Here is a 21,264-nt window from a genome sequence, read left to right as displayed (position 1 = left end):
AAGGAGTCAGCAAAAACGTTTCGACCGGCCCGACAACAAGGGCGACCGCGCGGCGCGCCGACCACACAACAGAAGGATGAGGAACCATGGAAGTCTTTATGGGTACGATTCAACCGTTCGCCTTCAACTTCGCCCCGAGTGGCTGGGCCTTGTGCAACGGGCAAATCCTGGGCATCTCGCAATACCAGGCGCTGTTCGCCTTGCTCGGCACTTACTACGGCGGCAATGGCACGACCAACTTTCAACTGCCCAACCTGCAAGGTCGCGTGCCCGTCGCACAAGGCACCGGACTGGGCCTGACGCCGCGCGTCATCGGTCAGGTGTACGGCACCGAAAGCGTCACCGCCACCATCGCCAACATGCCCAACCACACTCACGCGATGACCGGCCTCACCGCCAACACGGCCTTGTCCCTGGCAGTACCCGCCAGCAATCCGGCGACCGTGCCGACCGCCACCAACTCGTACCTCGGCGCGTCCGGCGGCGGCCCGGGTTCGGCGAACATTTACTCCGACGCCCAAGGCGCCACACCGGTGCCACTCAAGGGTGTGACCACCACCGTCACCGGGGACATTTCCTCCACCGGCGGCAGTCAGCCACTGCAAGTCTTGAACCCGGCCCTGGTCCTCAACTTCAGCGTTGCCCTGAACGGCCTGTTCCCGTCGCGCAACTGAGCAAACGCCGGGGGCTTCACCGCCCCCGGCCGTTCTTTTTTCACTGGAGTCAAACCATGCTGCAAGCGGTTCAGATTCAACACGTCCAGCCGTTGCTCGGACAGCAACGCACGCTGCACCTGCCCGATGGCACGGCATTGCCGATCCGGATCGAACACCTGGATGAGGTCCCCGCGGCGAAAACCCGCTACAGCGAACGCATGCCCTTCTGCCTCGAATTCAACAGCCTGGTGCCGACCGAGTTCGTCGACGGTTTATGCGCGCTGGAGCTGCCGGAACTCGGCCGGGTGGAGGACATTTTCGTGTCGCGGGTGCCGGCGATGGGGCGGGATCCGCAACTGGGTTATTTCTGCATTTCCTTCAACTGACATCCCGCCTCACTGCGGGTACCACACCAACCGCTCCGCCGCCGGATTGCACTCCTCCACGGCAAACCCCAGCGCCAGGTAATGCTGGCGCGCATGAGGGTTGTTGGCCCAGACCACCGTCGCCACCGGGCAGCGCACTTGCTGCGCGGCTTTTTGCACGCCTTGCAGCACGGTTCGTCCGTAACCTTTGCCCCGCGCCTGTGGAATGAACGCGAGGTACAACACGCGGATTTCATTGACGCCGAAATCGGTGCTGAGTGCGCCGATGGCCGTGCCGAGTTTTTCCACGATGTAGTGCATGGCATTCGGATGGTTTTCACCCATGCCCTGCTCCTGCACCTGAAACTGCTGGGCAACGATTTGCTGCACCTGTTCCTGCTCGCCGTCGATCCATTGCAGATCCGGCCGCGCCGATTGATACAGGCTCTGCAGAAAGGGTCCGTCAGTCGCCCGCGAAGGCCGCACCACCAATCCGTCCGCCGCCAGGTTGTCCGTCATCTTCATGCTCCCTAGAAACCGCTTTCCCTGACCCCCAGCGCCGCCATCCGGCGCCAGGCCACGCCGAGCACCGATTCGCCGCTGCCCTGCAACACCACCACGCCGCGCAGCGGCTGCACCGGGGTCGGTGCCTGATCCAGCGTAGTCAAACGTACGCCGTATTGCGCCTGCACCGGTTCCGCCCGTTGCTGCTGATCGCGGCGCACGGCAATCGGCCCGTGGTGATCGGAAGTCAGCGCCTCCTGATCGACATAGGCCACACCGTTGGTGTCGATTTCATTGAGTTGCACCGCGATAGCGGTATGCATCGGGTCGTCGGCGATAAACCGCCCAGTGGCACCGGGCTTGACCCGCCACAGTTCGGCTTCGGCCAAGTAACCGCGCAGTCGCGTGCCGTCCTCGACCACCCGCGCCAGCGCATCCTTGCTCGACAGCCAGCGGCCCGGCGTCAGGTTCGGCAGCAGGTCACGCACGGTGCCGGCGTGGGGCGCACGTAACAGCAGGCGCTCGCGTTGGGCGGTCAGGCCGCGATATTCCGCCACTGCTTCGGCGAGACGCTGTTCGACGATGCCGGCGTCGGCAGCGGTTTCACTGCGACCAGCCTGGCGGCGCATCAGCAATTGCTGGATGCGGATTTCCCGGCGGACGATGGCCTGCCGCGAATCGAGATCAGGCGATTCCAGTTCGATCAGCACGTCGCCCTGAGCAACGGTCTGACCATCCTCCACCTTCACGGCTTTGACCCGCGCCGCCGTCGGTGCGTGCAAGGCACTGGCGCGACCGCCCTCGAGCATCGTCGGCAACTCGACCGAGCTGCGCCACGGCACGATCAGCACCAGCAACAGGCCAAGTACCGCCAGGCTGCTGAGCAACACCCGGGGGCCGTGAGCCTGTTCGCGGCGGCTCCACCACTGGCGCCACTCACTCATGATCGGCAGAAAGATGAACCACACCAATTCCACCAGCATCAGGAAGATCCCCAACACCTTGAAGAACAGGTGATAGACCGCCAGCGCGATCCCGAAAAACAACGCCGCACGCCATAACCACGAGCCATACCCCCAGATCAGCAAACGCCGTTGCATCTTCGGCGACCAAGGCTCCGGCGCCGGAGCGCCATAGCCGAACAGAAATTCCCGCAGCCGCCAGCGACACAGGGCAAAGGCCCGGCCCTGCAAATTGTCGACTTCCCATAAGTCGCTGAGCAGAAAGTACCCATCAAAACGCATGAACGGGTTGAGATTGACCACCAGCGTGGTGATCCACGTCGCGCTGGCGAGCATGAACGCCGCCGTGCGACCGGGCCCGTCCGGCAGGAACGACCACACCAGCAGCGCGACGCTCGCCAGCAGCAATTCCGCCAGCACCCCACCGGCACCGATCAACAGTCGCGCACGTCGATCATTGACCCGCCAGGCATCGCTGACATCGGTGTAGAACATCGGCAGCAAGACCATGAACGCCACGCCCATGCTCTGCACCCGACACCCGGCGCGCTTGGCCATGAATGCATGACCGAACTCGTGACAGAGCTTGGCGAAAAACAGCGAGATGCCGAACGCGATCGCGCCGCCGAGGCTAAACAGGTGCGGAAAAGTGCCGACGAACCGCTGCCAGTCCCGCGACACCAGAAACACCCCGAGCGCCAGCGTCGCCGGCAGACCGTAGCGCAAAACCTTCGGACCGAAGCGTTCCAGCCACGGCCAGGCACGGTTGAGAAAAGCGTCCGGCCGCCACAGGGGAATGCGGAAGAACAGGTATTGATGCAGCAGGATTTTCCACAGGCTCTGGCGTTGCACGAGGGCCTTGAGCCGATAACTGGCACGCTGTTGCTCATCAAGGGCGCTGATCAGATCGTGACCGCGCAGGAACTCCAGCAGTTGCGCCAGCTCGTTGCCGTCCAGAGGTAAACCCGGTTCACGATTGGCGGCCCGCAGTACTTGTTCGGGATCGCCCAGCGACCAGTGGCGCAACAGGCGCATCGCTGCCGCGCCGAGTTTGAAGTAGCGCCCGCGCACCGGGTCGGCCAGGGTCCAGCGAGGCGAACCGTCCAATGCCGGCGCCGCGGGCGACAATTGCAGGTCGGCACGCAGGCTCGGCAGGGTCATTTAAAGGCCTACGCTCTGGCGCAGCCCGGCGAGCGGACGCCGCAGCAGGTACAAGGCCAACGGCGCGCGGTCACCGAAAATTTTCGCGGTGCCGCGCAGGCCGATGCGCGGCGGGGCGTCGGTGAAATTGGCGTCCAGTCGATAGGCCAATTGGCCGCCGGCGGTGGGCTGCGCCTCGTAGGCCGAACGTTCGAGGCTGGCGAGGTGGCGTTGCAGCGGATCGCTGTCGAGAAACAATGCAACCTCAGCGCCCGGTTCCAGCGAGATCGCGTCGCCCACGGCCAGTTCGATACGCAGTTCGGCCTGGCTCGGGTCGGCGATTTCCATTAGCCGTTCGCCGGTCTGCACTGGTTTGCCGGTCCAGCGCTCAGCATCGGCGAACACCGCAATACCGTCGCGCTCGGCACGCACTTCGCTGCGGTTGAGCAGTTCGCGAGCGTAGTCGCGTTCGGCGCGTTTCTGTTCGGCGCGGGCGGCCAGCAGATCGACCCGGGAGCTGGATTCGGCGTCAACGAACGAGCGTTGGGAGTTGGCTTTGAGTTCCGCCTCGGCAACTCCGAGTGCACGCTCGGCGACATCGGCCTGAGCCTTCAGCGTCGTGCTTTCAAAGCGCAGCAACAAATCACCGGTTTTCACGCTCTGGTTGGGTTTGACTAGAAACTCTGCGATTACTCCGTCCAGCGGCGCGGCGACAACCCGCCCGCCCTGAGGCACCACTTCGGCAGGCGCCAGCACCGACTGGCGCACCGGGATCAACAGCCCGAGCAACAACACGGCGACCAGCGCCACCTGGCGTTTGCGGGTCCAGCGCAGCCGCCATGGCTTGCGCGGTTGCAGCGCCAGCCAGGCATGGCTGTAGGTGTCGCCCAGCTGCGACAGCAACACTTGTTCAGAAGGGTTCCACGGCAGATCACGGGCCAGCCACAAACCGCCGAACACCTGACCCTGACGATCAATCAACGGCAACCAGAACACTTGCATGGCCGATAGACTGCGCCAGTCGGCCTGGATCGATTCGCCGACCATTTCCGGCGTGATCACCCGCGCCTGTTTCAGCACATCCTGCTTGAACAACTGCGCCACGGCCTGCTCGACGAACGCCACGAACGGCGCATTCGGCTCCACTGCGCTGACCCCGGTCACCGCCTGCACCTTGCCGGCGATCAGCAGCGCGGCATGGCGAAAACCGAACAACGACTGGCCGTCATTGACCAGGCTGTAGGCCAGTTGCGAAATATCATGGGCGGCGCGGGTCTGCCGTTCGAGATCGAGAAACCGCGCGAAAACTTGCTCGGCGGCGCCGCTCACCGGGGCGTTCACTTAAGCTCCGGAAAACGCGCGGTGCCGCTCATGCCGGCGAGCAAGCCTTTGGCTTCGGGGAGTGTGGCGACCAGCAACAGGGTCTGGCTGCCTTCATCGATCCGCGCACCGAGACGTTTGACCGTGGCGTCGATGGCCTGACCGGTTTCATCAGGCACGAAGCTGAACGACTGACCGGGCTTGAGCCTGGCCATCCAGCGCGACGGCACCAGCAGATGGATTTCCAGGGTGCGGTTGTCGACCACATCGAGCAGCGGCGCACCGGCCGGCACGCTTTCATAACGCTGCACCTTACGCTCGACCACTTGCCCGTCGAACGGCGCGACCACGCTGCAGCGTTTGACCTGGACTTGATAAACCTGAGATTGCGCCTGGGTCTCGCTGACCTTGGCCTCGGCCCGGGCCACTTCGAAACGCCCGACGGAATTGAGCGCCGCCAGTTGCCGGTTGTGCGCCAACTCTTCACCGGCGCCACGGCTGGCCGCTTGCGCGGCATTCAACTGGGCCTGATAAGCCGAACAGTCGAACCGCGCCAGGGTATCGCCCTTCTTGAACGACTCGCCCTCGCTGAACGGCAACTCGACAATCCGCCCCGACAACTCGCTGGCCAGCGTCGCCTGATCCCGCGCCCGCAACACACCGCGCGCTTCACTGCTGGCCGACGCATTCGCCGCCCCGCCGTTATCCAGCAGCGGATCGTCTGGCGCGGGCGTTTGAGCCTGAACTGCACACGTTACAAAGGTCAATCCGACAACCCAACCACGAAAACGCCGCATAACCGTTACTCCCTGACGGATGCTCGGAGTCTACGACAGCGGGGATTAGCGTCAAGCGAAAGGCCATCACGTCTGGAAATACATTGTTTCAAAAATGCCGTACTTTTCCCCTCATCTCTCGCGTTCGTACAAGAGTTTAAGCCTACGAATTTTTCCTACAGAAGCAGAGGAAACAATCTCTCGGTGAAATGCGAACGCTACGACGAACTGACCGAATCATCTGCCTACATTGCAACAATCGCTAATACAGCAGCGTCCAAAGGACTTGACCGTTGCCGAGATAAATTAACAACACTGAAGAGCCGGCGCTGGAAACTCACCAGACGAGCGAGGTGATGATCAGACCAAGGTTGACCAACATGATGTACTCAATCTAGGATTGCCTTACTCAGCCCCGTACGTAGCGATTCAGTTCGCTGGCAGTTGGGGAAGAAGAAACCGGCCAAGGCCGGTTTTTTCGTTTCTGAGGAATTATTTTTGTGCGCACAGCTTTTTTTGTTGATGGCTACAACATTTTCTATGGACTGCTTGCTGGTACGCCCTATAAATGGCTGGATCTTAAAAGCCTGCTCACACATATCGCGCATGTGGAAAACCCACGGAATGCGGTTGTCTCCATTGATTACTTCACTTCGCCAATCAAACCCCAACTTGCAACTCGGGGCCGAGTCTCCAAAGAGGCGCAAGATTCTTATGTAAGAGCATTGCGTGCCTCCAATATCACGGTGCATTTTGGTCGCCATCAGCTTAAGCCCGCAAAAGCACCCCGATTTATAGACAAAAATACTGATGTTTCCCGCCAAGACAAAGTTGATATCTGGAAGCTTGAGGAGAAGGAGACAGACGTTCATATCGCAATCAGCATGTACCGCACAGCAAGCCGACAGACTATGTTTGATATTCACGAGCGCATCGAACAAATTATTCTTGTGTCCAGCGATACCGACATGACGCCCGTGCTGAAAGCTATACGTGCCGACTTTCCCGACATGGTTCTCGGGATCATCCTTCCCCATCGCGCAGGATCTACCCGGCCACCTCCCGGATCACTGAAAGATCATTCTCACTGGTTACGACGCGTCATCACAACTGAGGAATTGTTGCTTCACCAATTTCCAAATCGCGTCGCAACTCATAAAAAACCAGCAATCAAACCGGATTACTGGTAGCGAGAGCGCCCTCCGGATACACCGACTCCCATCCCCCACCCAACGCCCGGTACAACCCGACCATCGCCAGTGAAACGCCGGTGGAGCTTTCCACCCATTGTTCCTGGGTGGCGAGCAGTGCGCCTTGCACGGTGAGGACGTTGACGAAGTCGACCACGCCTTCGACATATTGCTGTTGCGCGGTGCGCAGGGCGATCTGGTTCTGGCGCACGGCTTCAGCGAGGCTGTCGCGGCGGCGCTGGCTGGCATTGTAGGCGGTCAACTGGTCGTCGATTTCGTGCCAGGCGCGCAGGACGGTCTGTTGATAACCGATGGCCGCTTCCTGTTGCTGGGCTTCGCGCAGTTGCAGCACGCCGCGCAGGCGGCCGCCGTCGAACAGCGGCAGGCTGAATTGCGGGCCGATGCCGAAGGCGCGTGAGCCCCAGGAGCCGAAATCACTGAGCTGCATGGCTTGCGAGCCGAGATTGCCGGACAGGGTGATGCGCGGATAGAAATCGCCCTTCGCTACGCCAATGTTGGCGGTGGCGGCATGCAATCGGGCTTCGGCCTGGCGGATATCCGGCCGGCGCTCGGCCAGTTGCGACGGCAGGCCGATGGCGACGGTCAGCGGCGACTGTGGCACCGGCGCATCTGTGGATAACTCTTTCGCCAGCGCCTGCGGCGGTTCGCCCATCAACAGGCTGATGGCATTGATCAGTTGCGCCTGACGCTGCTCCAGTGCCGGCAGCCGCGATTCGATGGCCGCCACTTGCGCGGCCGCTTCGGCGACGTCGAGATCGGTGGCTACGCCATCGTTGAGGCGCAGTTGCGAAAGCTTCAGGCTGTGCCGCGCCACATCGAGGTTCTGCTCGGTGACCGCGCGGGTGTTTTGCACGCCGCGCAGTTGGATGTAGTTCTGCGCGGTGTCCGCGAGTACCGCCAGCAGCACGCCGCGACGGTCGTTTTCCGCGACTTCGAGGTTGGCGTCGGCGGCTTCGGTTTCCCGGCGCACGCGACCCCAGAAGTCCAGCTCCCAGGAGGCCGAGAAACCGGCATCCCACAGGTTGAACGCGGAATCGCCGTTGTGCCCGGACGGGTCGTTCAGGCCTTCGCCACTGTTGCGTTTGCGGGCGTAGCTGCCGGTGGCGGCGGTCGTCGGATAGCGGTCGGCGCTGATCACCTGACGGGCGGCGCGGCTTTGTTGCAGGCGGCTGCTGGCCAGTTGCAGGTCAAGGTTGCTGCGCAAGGCGCGCTGGGTCAGGGCCGAGAGCTGCGTGTCGTTAAAGACCTCCCACCAGCGCTCGTTCAAGGGTTCGCTGACGGCCTGGCTGGGGGCGCTTTTTGACGGTTTGGCCCACTCGGCAATCTGGGTGGCTTCGGGTTTCTGGAAATCCGGGCCGACGGTGCAGGCCGCCAACGCCGACAGACTCAGGACAACCGTCATGGACTGAAAGCGCTTCATCGCTGCGTCACCTCACGCACCGACGTCATCGAGCTTTCGGTGTCGATGCTCGCCTCCACCGACATGCCCACCCGCAAGCGTTCGGCCAATGGCTGGCCCGGATCCAGCAAAACCTTCACCGGAATCCGCTGCACGACTTTGGTGAAGTTGCCGGTCGCGTTATCCGGTTTGACCGCCGCGAAGGTCACGCCGGTGGCCGGGGCAATACTCTCGACGCGGCCGGTGAGGGCTTCGCCGCCGAGGCTGTCGACCCGCACGATAACGTCCTGCCCCGGCTGTACGTCGGTGAGCTGGGTTTCCTGGAAGTTGGCGACCACATAGGCCTGCTTCAACGGCACCACCGCCAGCAGTTTGCTGCCCGGTGTCACATAGGCGCCGACCCGCACCGCGCGCTCGCCGATCATGCCGTCCTGGGGCGCGGTGATGCGCGTGTAGGACAGCTCGAAACTGGCGATTTCCAGCGCAGCCTGAGCGTGTTTCAAACTGCCCTCGGCGGCATCGCGTTGCGCCGTCAGAATCTCGACCTGTTTACGTTCCGCCGCCAGTTTCGCGGTGGCCGTGTCCAGCCGCGCAGAGGCCTGATCGATCCGGGTCCGCGCCTGTTGCGCGTTCTGCACGGTGCCGGCACCGACGCCGGCCAAGTGGTTGTAGCGGTTCAATTCCTGCTGGGCGAAAGCCATTTCAGCCTTGGCCGAAACCACCGAAGCCTGCGCCTGAGCGATCACCGAAGTCTGGCGCTCCAGCGTGGCCTTGGCGTTCTGCAACTGCGCGCGGGCAACCAGGGTTTGCGCGTCGGCGGCCTCGGCAGCAGCGCGCAGGTCGCGGTCATCGATCAGCGCCAGCAACTGCCCGGCCTTGACCTGCTGGTTGTCTTCCACCAACACCTCTTTGATAAACCCGGCCACACGCGGCACCACCAGGGTGAAATCGGCGGAGACGAACGCATCGTTGGTGTTCTGCTGAGTACGCTTGCCGAACAGGCCGGGCATCGCCAGATACACCAGCACACCGACCGCCAGCGCAGCGGCCACAGCCACCGCGAGTTTTTGCTTTGCTTGAGTCGTCATAAGAACCTTCTATTTCAGTCAGGTCGGCGCGCGCGGCGGAAAGATCCGCGTCGGCAGCCAGAAAATCAGCAGGATCAGCGCCACCGCGACGCCAGCCATGCACAGATAAAGATCCGAAGAAGTCAGCACCACCGCCTGTTCGTGCAGGCGATGGGCGAGGCCGGGGTCGTTGCTCGCGGCCAGCGGCGAGTTGCCGAGGCGATCGACCAGCATCGTCGAGTGAAAATGCAGGCGCGAAGTGGTCAGCGCTTCGATAACGCCGGTGGCGACCACCGCCGCCAGGCCTTTCACGGTGTTGAACCACGCCGAAGCGAACGGCCCGTCCTGCGGCTGGATGCTGCCGGTCGACAGCATCAGCAACGGCAGCACCGCCATCGGCTGGCCGAAAATCTGCAGCCATTGCAGCACGTAGAAATCGTCGCGAATCCATTCCGAGGTCAGCTGCGAGCCGCCGAGGCACGAAAGCGTCAACATGCTCAAACCGATGCCGAGCACCCAGCGGCAATCGACCCAACGCAAGTTGCACAACGCCGCCACCAGCGGCAGCGCGATCAACTGCGGCAATGCCGCGATCAGCATGATCGGCGCGGTCTGTACCGGTCGGTAACCCTGCACCTGAGCCAGGTAACTCGACGGAATCAGCACCACTGCCAGCAGCACCACCAGCACGCCGGCCAGGGTCATCAGGGCGAACGACAGGTTGCGAATGCCGAGCATCTGCAACTTGAAAAACGGAATCGGCTGCGACCATTCATTGATCAGAAACGCCACCAGCAACAGCGAACCGGCACCGAGCAAAGCGCAGATCAGGTTCGACTCGAACCAGTCCAGCCGATTGCCCTGCAACAGACCGATCACCAGCATGCAGATCGCCGGAAACCCCAGCAGCAGGCCTTTCCAGTTAAATGTTTTGAGGCGTTCCAGACGCAGCGGATCCTGCGGCAAGCCATAGGCGACAGCGGCCATGGCGATCAGGCACGGCACGATGATTTGCCAGAACGTCCACTGCCAGCCGACGTATTCGGTCCACAACCCGGCCAGCGGCGTACCAAGACCTGGGCCGAAGGTGGCGGTCAGGGCGTAACCGGCGAGACCGTAAAGCTTGATGTTGGCCGGCAGAAACCGCAGCGCAACGGTCATCAACATCGGCGGCAACGCACCGCCGGCCAGGCCTTGCAGGATGCGCATCAGCAGCAGGCTTTCGTAGTTCGGGGCGAACGGGCAGAGCACCCCGAGCAGGGTGAACACGCCGATGGCGCACAGGGTGAAACGACGCAGGGAAAAGGTCACCGAGCACCACGGCGCGAATGCCATGGCCGCCACCGAGGTCGCGGTGTAGCTGGCGACCAGCCAGGTGCCTTCGTCGTAGCCGATGCTCAGGGCGCCGCGAATGTCGGCGAGGGCGACCTTGGTCACCATCTCGTTGAGACCCGACACCAGCACCGCCAGCAGCACGCCGACCAGACCGATGATGATCCGCGCCCCGAACACCGGTGGCGCGGCTGCCATCGGAGCGGCAGCGGCCATCGGCGCCGTGACCGTCAGGGATGTCATGCAGGCAAACTCCGGAGGGAAAAATACCGGAGCATAGTAGTAGGGCTTAGTGCTGACGAAAATTGACTTCTCGGCAGTTTATAAGTGCATCAGACGCAATCGTCAGGGCTGTGCCGCCAGCCAGGTTTCGTCGCAGCAGGTCTTGAGGGTTTCGCGCAGCCAGCGGTGGGCCGGATCCTTGTCGAAGCGCGGGTGCCAGGCCTGGGTCAGCATCAGGGTCGGAAGCGGAATCGGCAGGTCGAACGAGCGCAGCTTCAAGCCCAGCCGCCGCACGCTGAGCAACGCTTCCTTGGGTACTGGCAGAATCAGGTCGGAATCCGGCAGGGCGAACATCGCCGCATGGAAACTCGGCGCGATCACCGCGACTCGCCGCTCCAACCCCAAGGCATTCAAAGCGGTGTCGATAGGCCCACGGGCGATGCCCCGGCGGGACATGCTGATGTGGGAGAACCCGGCATAGCGCTCGGCGGTGATCTCGCCATCCAGCAGCGGGTGATCCTCGCGTACCAGGCCGACGAAGTGGGTGGAAAACAGGTTCTGTATTTTGACTTCCGGGGTCACCGGGCGGGTGTTGCTGACACTCAGGTCGATCCGCCCTTCGCGCAGGGCTTCATCATCGCCGTCGCCCTCGGGGACGAAACGCAACTCACAGTGCGGCGCCAGTTGATCGAGGGTGTCGAACAGCTTGCCGCCGTACACGCCAACGAAGAAGTCGTTGGCGCGAATGCTGAAGCGCCGGCGCAACGTCCCCAATTCCACGGCGTCCGCCGAGCGGAACAGCAACGCCGCCTGTTCGACCACATCGCGCACCTGCTCGCGCAACTCCAGCGCCTTGGGCGTCGGCACCAGACCGCGACCGGCGCGCACCAGAATCGGATCGCCAATCGCTTCGCGAATCCGCGTCAGCGTGCGGCTCATGGCAGCCGAACTGAGGTTCATCCGCCGCGCGGCGCCGACCACACTGCCCTCGTCGAGCAAGGCGTCGAGGGCGACCAACAGGTTCATGTCCGGGAGTTGCATGCTGAGCACTCGTGACCGATCAGGATTGATTCGCACGCAATGCTAGCAGATCAGAAAATCAGCGCTGCATGCCCCAGCGTTTCACCGTCACCCGCTCCAGCGTGTCGAACACCAGGTTCTCCACCAGCAAACCGATGAGGATCACCACCGCCAGACCGGCAAACACCTTGTCGGTGTACAGCTCATTACGGTTCTGGAAGATGTACCAGCCCAAACCACCCTTGCCGCTGGTGGCGCCGAACACCAGTTCGGCGGCGATCAGGGTGCGCCAGGCGAAGGCCCAGCCGATTTTCAGCCCGGCGAGGATCGACGGCAGCGCCGCCGGAATCAGGATGAACAGCACGAAGCGCATGCCCTTCAAACCGTAGTTCCGGCCGGCCATGCGCAAGGTTTCCGAGACGCCGAGAAATCCGGCATACGTGTTCAGCGCCAGCGCCCACAGCACCGAATGCACCAGCACGAAAATCAGGCTGTTCTGTCCCAGCCCGAACCACAGCAATGCCAGCGGCAATAGCGCAATGGCCGGCAGCGGGTTGAACATCGAGGTCAGCGTACTCAGCAAGTCCCGGCCGAATTGGGTCGAGACCGCCAGCGTGGTCAGGGCGAAGGCCAGGACGATGCCGATCAGATAACCCTTGAGCAGCACCACCAGCGAGATCCACACCTTGCCCAGCAGTTCGCCACTGAGCAGGCCGTCGTACAGCGCATGACTGGTTTGCAAAAAGCTCGGCAGCAGCAGATCGTTGTTCTGCACCCGGGCCACCACTTCCCAGAGCACAGCGAGCAAAATCAGAATCACGCTTTTACGCAGCCAGCCCTGTTGCCACAGGCGCTGGCCCAGCGGCAGCTCGCGCTCCACCGGGACGCTGGTCAGCGGTTGCAGATCATTTTCGAATTCTTGACGTACGGATGATGAATGGCTCATCGGGCAATCCTCCGGGTGGCTCAATAAGCGATGCGAATGTCGTTGAAATCGTGCTCGCGCTCGGTTTCCAGCGACTGCCCTTCATCGAACAGCAAACGGTGAATGCGCCGTGCCGACTCTTGAAACGCCACGCCGCCAAGGCTGTGCAGATCGTACTGATGGCTGTGCACTTCCGCCCTCACCCGGCCCGGGTGCGGCGACAACAGCAGGATGCGATTGCCGACCACCAGCGCTTCTTCGATCGAGTGGGTGACGAACAGCAAGGTGAAACGCACCTCCTCCCAGAGCAGCAGCAATTCCTCCTGCATCTTGCGCCGGGTCAGGGCGTCCAGCGCGGCGAACGGCTCGTCCATCAGCAGGATTTTCGGCTGCATCGCCAGCGCCCGGGCGATCGCCACCCGCGCCTTCATGCCACCGGACAAGGTGTGTGGATAGGCATCGGCGAACGCCGCCAGACCGACCTTTTCCAGATAGTGCAGCGCACGCTCTTCGGCTTCCTTTTTCTTCAAAGTGCGCGAGGCCAGCAGCGGAAACATCACGTTCTGTTTGACGGTTTTCCACGGTGGCAGCTGATCGAACTCCTGAAACACCACGATCCGGTCCGGCCCCGGCGCGTCGACGCGCTGGCCCTGCAGACGGATCTCGCCCTCACACGGCGCAATGAACCCCGCGACAGCTTTGAGCAAGGTGGATTTACCGCAGCCGGACGGGCCGAGCAGCACGAAGCGATCCTGTTGATCGACTTCAAAACTGACCTGGTGGGTGGCGCGCACGACGCGCTGCGGCGTGCGGTATTCGAGGCTGACCTGGTCGACCGCCAACAGCGCTTGCGCGGTGGCGATCGGGTTGCTGGCCGCGTGGCCTTGCAAAGGGGCGTTCATGTCGATCAGCTCCCCTGCAACGGTTTGGCGTCCTGGAAGAAGTAGTCCTTCCACGATTCGGGTTTGTTCTTGATCGCGCCGACGCGGTAGAGGAATTCGGCGAGCGGGTAGGTGTTTTTCGGCGTGACGCTGAATTCAAACTGCGGGTTGTCGATGATTTTCAGCAACGCGGCGCGGTCGATCTTGGCCTTGGTCACGCGGATGTAGGTGTCCGCCGCCGCGCCTTTATCGTTCTGCGCAAATTGCGCGGCTTCGGTCAGGGCTTCGACGAACGCCTTGTAGGTTTTCGGGTTCTCGTTGCGGAATTTCTCGGTGGCGAACAGCACGGTCGGCGAGTTCGGGCCGAGCACGTCATAGGAGTTGAGCACCACGTGCACGTTCGGATTTTCCAGCGCCTGATCCTGGAACGGCGGGTTGGAGAAATGCCCGGTCAGCTCGGTGCCGCCGGCAATCAGCGCAGCAGTGGCGTCCGGGTGCGGAACGGCGATGGTGTACTTGTCGAGGCGATTGAATTCCTTGTCGCCCCACTGCTTGGCCGCCGCGTATTGCAGGAACCGCGACTGCACCGACACCCCTACCGCCGGCACCGCAATGCGGTCCTTCTCGGTGAAGTCGGCGATGGTTTTGACCTTGGGATTATTGCTGACGAGGTAGTACGGGAAGTTGCCGAGCGAGGCCACGGCTTTGACGTTCTGCTTGCCATGGGTGCGATCCCAGATGGTCAGCAACGGCCCGACGCCGGCGCCGGCAATATCGATGGAACCGGAGAGCAGCGCATCATTGACTGCCGCGCCGCCAGACAGCTGGGTCCAGTCCACCTTGATGTCGAGCCCTTCCTGCTTGCCGTACTTCTCGATCAGTCCCTGATCGCGCACCACATTGAGCAATAAATAGACAATACCGAACTGTTCGGCGATACGGATTTCACCTTCGGCATGGGCCACGGTCGGCGCCACCAGGCTGCCGGCGATCAGGCTGAAACCGAGGCCGATGGCCGCCGCCAGCGGTGCGAATGGAAGACGTTTGGACATGATCGGATCTCCGGCAAATCAGAAAGGCGCGTCGCCCTGGATGGTGGTGCGATACAGCTTGCGGCGCAGGTGCGCAGGGCAACCGGCGGCAAGGTGGATCAGCGAGCGGTTGTCCCAGAACACCATGTCGTGGGGCTGCCATTGATGGCGATAGATGTTCTGCGGCAGCACGCTGTGGGCGTAGAGCTCGTCGAGCAGTTGTTTGCTCTCGTCTTCCGGCAGGCCGACGATGCGAGTGGTGAAGCCTTCACTGACGAACAACGCCTTGCGGCCGTTTTCCGGATGGGTACGGACCACCGGGTGCACGACTTCGGCGACCTGAGCCAATTGCTCCGGGGTCAGGGTCGGGCGCCAGTTGCCTTCGAATTTGGTTTCGCTGTAGCGCGCGGTGTAAGAATGCGCGGCCGAGCGGCCTTCGACGGCTTTGCGCAGCGCGTCGGGCAGGCTGTCCCAGGCTTTGTGCATGTCGGCGAACAGGGTGTCGCCGCCTTCGGACGGCAGCTCCTGGGCGTGCAGCATCGAGCCGAGGCTCGGCAGCTCTTTATAGGAAAGGTCCGAGTGCCAGAACTTGCCGGCATCACCGAGGCCGATGTTCTGGCCGTTCTCGACGATGTTGGAAACGATGAGGATTTCCGGGTGATTGGCCAGCAGGAACTGCTTGAGCACGTGGATCTGCAACACGCCGAAGCGGCGGCTGAAATCGATCTGCTGTTGCGGGGTGATGCGCTGGTCGCGGAACACCACGACGTGGTGATCGAGGTGCGCGCGGTGGATGCGGGCGAAGTCTTCATCGTTGACCGGGCGGGTCAGGTCGAGGCCGATGATTTCGGCGCCGACGGCACCGCTGAACGGGCGGATCTCGAAAGTTTGCGTCGCGACAGTCGCGGCGCTTGGGGTAGCAGTAGCTGCGGACATCAATCAATCTCCCACGCACGGCGCGCTCAAGGGCGCGCGCGTCGATCAGAAACTCACGCTGGATTGCGTGTTGGTTCGTGTCGTGCGGCGCGCCGATTGGTCGGCAGGTACGCAGGAGGCTGACTTTATAGCTATAAGAAGCGGAATTTAAATACTGTTAACGAATAACGATATGGCGATTGCTTAGGAATGGACTGGATGGTGAGTGACCATTTATGTCACTTCTGGACGGAATGTGTTGGTGCGACGAACGCCTCCGCGAGTCCCGCGAAGGCGTCCGTGAAGATTTACCGCTCGTGCAGCGCCTCTGCCCGCGCCCGGATGATCGGCTTGAGCAGATAGCTCAGCACCGTCTTCTTGCCGGTGATGATGTCCACCGACGCCACCATCCCGGGGATGATCAGCAACGGTTTCTCGTCAGTGCCGAGATGGCTGCGTTCGGTGCGCAGTTTGATGATGTAGTAGGTGGTTTTCTTGTCTTCGTCGGTGATGGTGTCGGCGCCGATCTGTTCCAGCTTGGCCTTCAGACCACCGTAGATGGTGTAGTCATACGCGGTGAATTTCACCGTGGCTTCCTGGCCCGGATGCAGGAACGCGATGTCCTGCGGGCGGATCTTCGCTTCGACCAGCAGAGTGTCATCCAGCGGCACGATTTCCAGCAGGTCGCTGCCCGGCTGGATCACGCCACCGATGGTGTTGACCAGCATCTTGTTGACGATGCCCCGCACCGGCGAGGTGACGAGCGTACGGCTGACCCGGTCTTCCAGCGCCTTGCCGGTGGCCTGGGCCTTGTTCAGGTCGGTGCGCGCTTCGTTGAGCTGAGTCAGGGCTTCGCTGCGGAACTTGCCGCGAGTCTCGTCAATCTTGCGCTGCACTTCCTTGATCGCCGATTCGGCGCGCGGAATTGCCAGGGTGGTGGCGTCGAGCTGACCACGGGTTTCCACTTCGGCACGCTTGAGTCGCAGCACTTCCACCGGCGACACCGCGCCCTGGGCCACCAGCGGCTCGGACATGTTGATTTCCTGGCGTTGCAGGCCCAGTTGCTGGCGATATTGCGCCTGCTTCGAGGTGAACTCGCGCAGTTCTTGCTGACGCTGGATCAACTGTTCCTGCAAACCACCGACCTCGTCGTGCAATTGCTGACGACGGCTGATGTACAACGATTCTTCACTTTTCGCCTGACCCGGCACGGCTTTGAGCACGTCCTCGGGGAAATTCAGCGGCCGGTCATCGACCTCGGCGCTCAGACGCTCGACCCGCAGCAACATCGACAGTCGATCAGCCTCGGTCTCACCGACGTTGGACGCAAATCGCGTGTCGTCCAGGCGAACCAGCGGCGCGCCGGCTTCGACGATCTGGCCTTCCTTGACGAACAGCTCGGAGACGATCCCGCCCTCGAGGTTCTGGATTTTCTGGATCTTCGACGAGGGAATCGCTTTGCCGTCGCCCTTGGTCACTTCGTCGATGACGGCGAAGTTGGCCCAGAGCATCAGGAACACGAAGAAACCGATGATCGCCCAGATCGTCAGCCGCACCACGCGCGGCGCGTCCTCGATCAAGGCCTTGTTGACCTCCGGCAGCGGCTGGCCCTGCAGCGATGCCGAGCCCTTGAAGTAGCGGCGGATCGAATCCTTGAAACCCGACTTAAGCAACACTGATCTGCCCCTTCTTCAACGCTTCCATGACGGCCGCTTTCGGGCCGTCGGCGAGGATCTGTCCACGGTCGACCACCAGCAGGCGATCGACCAGCGACAGCAGCGATGCCCGGTGCGTCACCAGCACCACGGTCTTGTTTTCCACCACCGCCGCGAGGCGTTGCTTGAGGCGTTCTTCGCCGGTGTTGTCCATCGCACTGGTCGGTTCGTCGAGCAACAGGATCGGCGGATTGAGCAACAGCGCCCGGGCCAGGGCGACGTTCTGGCGCTGACCGCCGGACAGGTTCTGCCCGCGCTCGCCGACTTGCAGCTCATAACCCTGCGGGTGCAGACGGGCGAATTCGTGGACGCCGGCCAATTCGGCGGCCTGCAGGACAAGCTCGTCCTCGACGTAACGGGCGCCGGAAACCAGGTTGTCGCGCAGGGTGCCGGCCAGCAGCTGGATGTCCTGCGGCACATAGCCGATGTTGTAGCGCAGCTCGCTGACGTCGATCTGGCGGATGTCGACGCCATCCACCAGTAACGCGCCGTCGTCCGGCTGATACAGGCCGACCAGCAGTTTCGCCAGTGAGCTTTTGCCGGAACCGCTGCGGCCGATGATGCCGATCTTCTCGCCGGGACGAATCACCAGGTTGATGTTCTTCAGCGCCGGGTTCTGTTGTTCCGGGTAGGTGAAGTTGAGCTGGCGGCATTCGATGGCGCCTTGCAGAACCTTGCGGCTCAACGGGCGCTCTTCGAAATTGCGCTCCTGCGGCAACTCCATCATCTGGTCGACCGAGGTCATGGTGACCCGCGCCTGCTGGTAGCGGGTCAGCAGACCGGACAGCGATGCCAGCGGGCTGAGGGCGCGGCCACTGAGCATGTAGCAGGCGATCAGGCCGCCCATGCTCAGGTTGCCGGCGATGATCTGGTACACGCCGAAGACGATCATGATCACCCCGGCCAGTTGCTGGATCAGCAGGGTGATGTTCATCGCCAGACCGGAGAGCATTTTCACCCGCAGCTCGAGACGGCTGAGGGTGCCGATGGTCTGTTCCCACTGATACTGGCGTTCGCTTTCGGCGTTGTTGACCTTCACCGCGTCGAGGCCGGCGAGGGTTTCGATCAGGCTCGACTGACGCTCGGCGCCGAGGGCCATGGTGCGTTCCATGGTTGCCACCAGCGGCTTCTGCAAGGCGTAGCCGATCAGCAGCGCAATCGGGAAGGCCAGCACCGGAATCCACACCAGATGCCCGCCGAGAATCGCGATGACGATGAAGATCAGGATGGTGAACGGCAGGTCGATCAGGCTGGTCAGGGTCAGCGAGGCGAGGAAGTCGCGTAGGCTCTGGAACTCGTGGATGTTCTGGGCAAAGCTGCCGACCCGCGCCGGGCGGTATTTCATGGCCATGCCGACGATGCGTTCGAACAGCGTGGCGGAGATGATCAGGTCGGTTTTCTTGCCGGCCAGATCCAGGCACAGGCTGCGCAGGCTCTTGAGGATCAGGTCGAACATATAGGCGCCGGTGATGCCCAGCGCGAGCACCCACAGGGTCGCTTCGGCCTGGTTCGGCACCACGCGGTCGTAGACGTTCATCACGAACAGCGGCGCGGCCATGGCGATGATGTTGATCAGGAAACTGGCGGCGATGGCGTCGGCGTACAGCCAGCGCGAACGCTTCAGGGTGTCGCGAAACCACGAGCGCGCACGCGGGATCAGCGTGCCGTGGTTGACGTCGAATTTGTGCTGGGGCTGGGCGAAGAACACTTTGCCGGTGTAGTCGTCGGCCAGCAGCTCGCGGCTGACCAGGGACTCGCCGCCGTCGCTTTCGCTGAGCAGCACCCGCGCGTCGTTCTCACCCTGCCAGCCGAGCAGGACAGCGCTGCGGCCATCCTTGAGCAGCAACAGCGCCGGCATGGCAATCGTCGGAATTTCTTCCAGCTTGCGCTGCAGCACCCGCCCTTGCAGCCCGGCGCGCGCCGCTGCACGGGGCAACAGCTCGACACTCAGGCGTTGTTTGGGCAGCGGCAGGCCGGTGGTCAGCATCGCCGCGCTGGCGGGTTTCTGGTGGAGCATGCAAAGAGCGAGCAGACCATCCAGTAACGGATCGTCGTGCAACGCGCGTGGATCATGACTGAGATGAACTCGACTGACTTCTGATTCCACGCTCGACACTCTTTAGCAGTTGAAAAGGGACAACTCAATTCATCCCAGGCAGCTGGACCTTGGGCTTCACGTCGTTCTGCACAACGGATGCCAATGGTGCGACCACTCCCTGGCTCTTGAGCAATTCGCCCATGGTCGCCTTGATTCGATACTGAGTAAATAACTGAATGTTTTTGATTTCAGCCAGACGCCGCGAAGCGGTGAACAGCTCGTTTTCACTGTCGAGCAAATCCAGCAGGGTCCGTTCGCCGAGGCTGAACTGGCGCTGGTAAGCAGTGCGCACCGAGGTGCTGTGATCAACGTACTGCTGAGCGATCGGCACCTGGGCATTGGCGTTGTTCAGGGCGTTCCAGGCCAGGCCCAGTTCTTCATTCAATTGGCGCAAGGCGTTGTTGCGGATGTCCAGCGCCTGGTTCGACAGGTAGGACTTGGATTCCAGATCCGCCTTGTTGCTGCCGCCCGAATACAGGTTGAAGCGCATGCGCAACATGGCCTGCCATTCGTTGTTGTGACCGTTCTGGCCGTCGAGGTCGTTGTCGGCAGTGCGGCCCAGCTCGGCGTCGAAGCGCGGGTAGAAGGTCGACTTGGCGGTCTCGTACTGCTTCTCGGCAGCGGCGATATCGGACTCGGCCGAGCGCAGGATCGGGCTGTTTTCCAGCATCTGCGCGCGGGCTTCATTCAGGTTGGCCGGCATCATCGCCATGAACGGCGCCGGACGCTCCAGTTGATCGGGCATCTGGCCGACGGCGCTGAGGAAGTTGGTTTCCGAGTCGGCGAGATTGGTCTGCTCGGTGATCAGGTTGTTGCGGGCCTGGGCCATCCGCGCTTCGGCCTGATCGAGGTCGGCACCGCTGCCGACGCCGCGCTGGGTGCGCAGCTGGATCTGGTCGTAGATGCGTTGGTGGCTTTTGAGGTTTTCTTCGGCCAGACGCACGAATTCGCGACGGGTCAGCACATCCAGATAAACCTGGGCCACGGTCAGCGCGGTGCGTTCGGAAGTGCCGAGCAGGGAATACGCGCGGGAGTTGACGGTGGCTTGTTGACGCCCGACTTCGCTGGACGTCGCAAAACCGTCAAAAACCATTTGCGACAGACGTAAACTTGACTCGCTGCGGTTCAGGGTTTCCCAGTGATTGCCGCCACCATTGGCGCGGGTGGTCACGCTGTCGGTGCCTTCACGACCATAACCGCCCAGCAGATCGACCTTGGGCAGGTATCCACCTTTTGCAGCCTTTAATTGATAATCCGCGGCCAGCCGACTGTTGACCCCTGCCTGGATTTCCGGATGGACATCCAGCGCCTGCTGCATGGCTTCTGGTAAGGATTGTGCTTGTACGAAAGAGGCGGCGAGAGCGAAGGGTAGAGCCTTGAACAGGTGCGAACGCATGGTAAAGATTTCCCAGAACTTCTTGTCTTGAATCACAGCAAATTGGTGAGCTGCGTCGGAAGATGGCAACCGGAATGACCGTATGTCGGAAAGTTTAAAACCGGAACTGGATCACACGCTGAAGGGCAGGTCGCCGCATAAATATCAATGTGACATTACTGGGACGATTGTTTAGGATGGCACCCAGAAGGTCAATAGTTTGGCATAAAGTTAATAGCGAAAGAATCTAGCCAAAATATTGACGAACAGCAGCGTCAACTTTGTTTCATCTTTTTTAAAAAGTACGTCCAGACTGAATCGGCGCAGACAGCCATCAGGTCTATGGAAGT

18 protein-coding genes are annotated in these 21,264 nt (G+C 61.9%); 3 read left to right on the top strand and 15 right to left on the bottom strand.

Translation table 11 applies throughout. From position 1 onward, the window contains the following. Positions 1-86 precede the first annotated feature (86 nt). Together LOY31_RS00805 and LOY31_RS00800 are read left to right on the top strand one after the other, a co-directional pair. A complete protein-coding gene (locus LOY31_RS00805) occupies positions 87-674 on the top strand; it encodes a phage tail protein (protein ID WP_085608544.1) in 588 nt (195 codons plus the stop codon). A 56-nt stretch (positions 675-730) separates the two neighbouring features. Next, positions 731-1,042 (top strand): DUF6916 family protein, encoded by a 312-nt coding sequence (locus LOY31_RS00800; RefSeq protein ID WP_221535789.1) that lies wholly within the window; start codon positions 731-733, stop codon positions 1,040-1,042. A 9-nt stretch (positions 1,043-1,051) separates the two neighbouring features. On the opposite strand, the gene LOY31_RS00795 is transcribed toward LOY31_RS00800, so the two are convergent. The 4 genes from LOY31_RS00795 to LOY31_RS00780 are packed head-to-tail and all read right to left on the bottom strand — an operon-like array spanning position 1,052 to position 5,744. Further along, the gene (locus LOY31_RS00795) at positions 1,052-1,540 is read right to left on the bottom strand and encodes a GNAT family N-acetyltransferase (protein ID WP_408980460.1); all 489 of its coding nucleotides are present in this window, start codon (positions 1,538-1,540) and stop codon (positions 1,052-1,054) included. An 11-nt stretch (positions 1,541-1,551) separates the two neighbouring features. Further along, positions 1,552-3,648, bottom strand: a complete 2,097-nt coding sequence (locus tag LOY31_RS00790) for a biotin/lipoyl-binding protein (RefSeq protein WP_258712709.1) — start codon at positions 3,646-3,648, stop codon at positions 1,552-1,554. Further along, positions 3,649-4,968: an efflux RND transporter periplasmic adaptor subunit gene (locus LOY31_RS00785; RefSeq protein ID WP_221535786.1), complete on the bottom strand. Its 1,320-nt coding sequence runs from the start codon at positions 4,966-4,968 to the stop codon at positions 3,649-3,651. Next, a complete protein-coding gene (locus LOY31_RS00780; protein ID WP_085608539.1) occupies positions 4,965-5,744 on the bottom strand; it encodes an efflux RND transporter periplasmic adaptor subunit in 780 nt (259 codons plus the stop codon). The genes LOY31_RS00785 and LOY31_RS00780 overlap by 4 nt, the downstream gene beginning before the upstream one ends. A gap of 479 nt (positions 5,745-6,223) precedes the next feature. Between LOY31_RS00780 and LOY31_RS00775 the strand changes: the two genes are divergently transcribed. Further along, entirely contained in the window at positions 6,224-6,913 is a 690-nt protein-coding gene (locus LOY31_RS00775) for an NYN domain-containing protein (RefSeq protein WP_221535785.1), read from the top strand. Here LOY31_RS00775 and LOY31_RS00770 read toward each other — a convergent pair. The 11 genes from LOY31_RS00770 to LOY31_RS00720 all read right to left on the bottom strand — a co-directional run bounded on the left by LOY31_RS00770 (position 6,894) and on the right by LOY31_RS00720 (position 20,935). Beyond that, on the bottom strand, positions 6,894-8,354 hold the full coding sequence (locus LOY31_RS00770) for an efflux transporter outer membrane subunit (protein ID WP_221535784.1): 1,461 nt from the start codon (positions 8,352-8,354) through the stop codon (positions 6,894-6,896). The two genes, LOY31_RS00775 and LOY31_RS00770, sit on opposite strands and share 20 nt — an antisense overlap. Further along, on the bottom strand, positions 8,351-9,421 hold the full coding sequence (locus tag LOY31_RS00765; RefSeq protein ID WP_007957704.1) for an HlyD family secretion protein: 1,071 nt from the start codon (positions 9,419-9,421) through the stop codon (positions 8,351-8,353). Before LOY31_RS00765 ends, LOY31_RS00770 begins: the two co-directional genes overlap by 4 nt. Before the next feature lie 18 nt (positions 9,422-9,439). After that, positions 9,440-10,975, bottom strand: coding sequence for an MFS transporter (locus LOY31_RS00760; protein WP_258712708.1), 1,536 nt, complete (start codon positions 10,973-10,975; stop codon positions 9,440-9,442). Positions 10,976-11,077: 102 nt separating this feature from the next. Further along, on the bottom strand, positions 11,078-11,995 hold the full coding sequence (locus LOY31_RS00755) for a LysR family transcriptional regulator (protein ID WP_007957716.1): 918 nt from the start codon (positions 11,993-11,995) through the stop codon (positions 11,078-11,080). A 58-nt stretch (positions 11,996-12,053) separates the two neighbouring features. Next, positions 12,054-12,920: an ABC transporter permease gene (locus tag LOY31_RS00750; RefSeq protein WP_085608535.1), complete on the bottom strand. Its 867-nt coding sequence runs from the start codon at positions 12,918-12,920 to the stop codon at positions 12,054-12,056. A gap of 20 nt (positions 12,921-12,940) precedes the next feature. After that, positions 12,941-13,801 (bottom strand): ABC transporter ATP-binding protein, encoded by an 861-nt coding sequence (locus tag LOY31_RS00745; RefSeq protein WP_221535755.1) that lies wholly within the window; start codon positions 13,799-13,801, stop codon positions 12,941-12,943. Between the two features lie 5 nt (positions 13,802-13,806). Continuing rightward, the gene (locus LOY31_RS00740; protein ID WP_007957722.1) at positions 13,807-14,832 is read right to left on the bottom strand and encodes an ABC transporter substrate-binding protein; all 1,026 of its coding nucleotides are present in this window, start codon (positions 14,830-14,832) and stop codon (positions 13,807-13,809) included. Between the two features lie 18 nt (positions 14,833-14,850). After that, positions 14,851-15,747 carry a TauD/TfdA family dioxygenase gene (locus LOY31_RS00735; RefSeq protein WP_085608533.1) on the bottom strand — a complete coding sequence of 299 codons (897 nt, stop codon included), beginning with the start codon at positions 15,745-15,747 and terminating at the stop codon, positions 14,851-14,853. 287 nt (positions 15,748-16,034) lie between these two features. After that, positions 16,035-17,402, bottom strand: a complete 1,368-nt coding sequence (locus LOY31_RS00730) for an HlyD family type I secretion periplasmic adaptor subunit (protein ID WP_007957729.1) — start codon at positions 17,400-17,402, stop codon at positions 16,035-16,037. Continuing rightward, the gene (locus LOY31_RS00725; RefSeq protein WP_085608532.1) at positions 17,392-19,548 is read right to left on the bottom strand and encodes a type I secretion system permease/ATPase; all 2,157 of its coding nucleotides are present in this window, start codon (positions 19,546-19,548) and stop codon (positions 17,392-17,394) included. Before LOY31_RS00725 ends, LOY31_RS00730 begins: the two co-directional genes overlap by 11 nt. A gap of 34 nt (positions 19,549-19,582) precedes the next feature. After that, positions 19,583-20,935 (bottom strand): TolC family outer membrane protein, encoded by a 1,353-nt coding sequence (locus LOY31_RS00720; protein WP_192563030.1) that lies wholly within the window; start codon positions 20,933-20,935, stop codon positions 19,583-19,585. Positions 20,936-21,264: the final 329 nt, after the last annotated feature.

Origin of the sequence: Pseudomonas sp. B21-021 (assembly GCF_024749205.1) — a bacterium.
GTDB classification, from domain to species: domain Bacteria; phylum Pseudomonadota; class Gammaproteobacteria; order Pseudomonadales; family Pseudomonadaceae; genus Aquipseudomonas; species Aquipseudomonas paraglycinae.
Note: the sequence above shows the minus strand (reverse complement) of the source record. Positions and strands in the feature narration are given on the sequence as shown.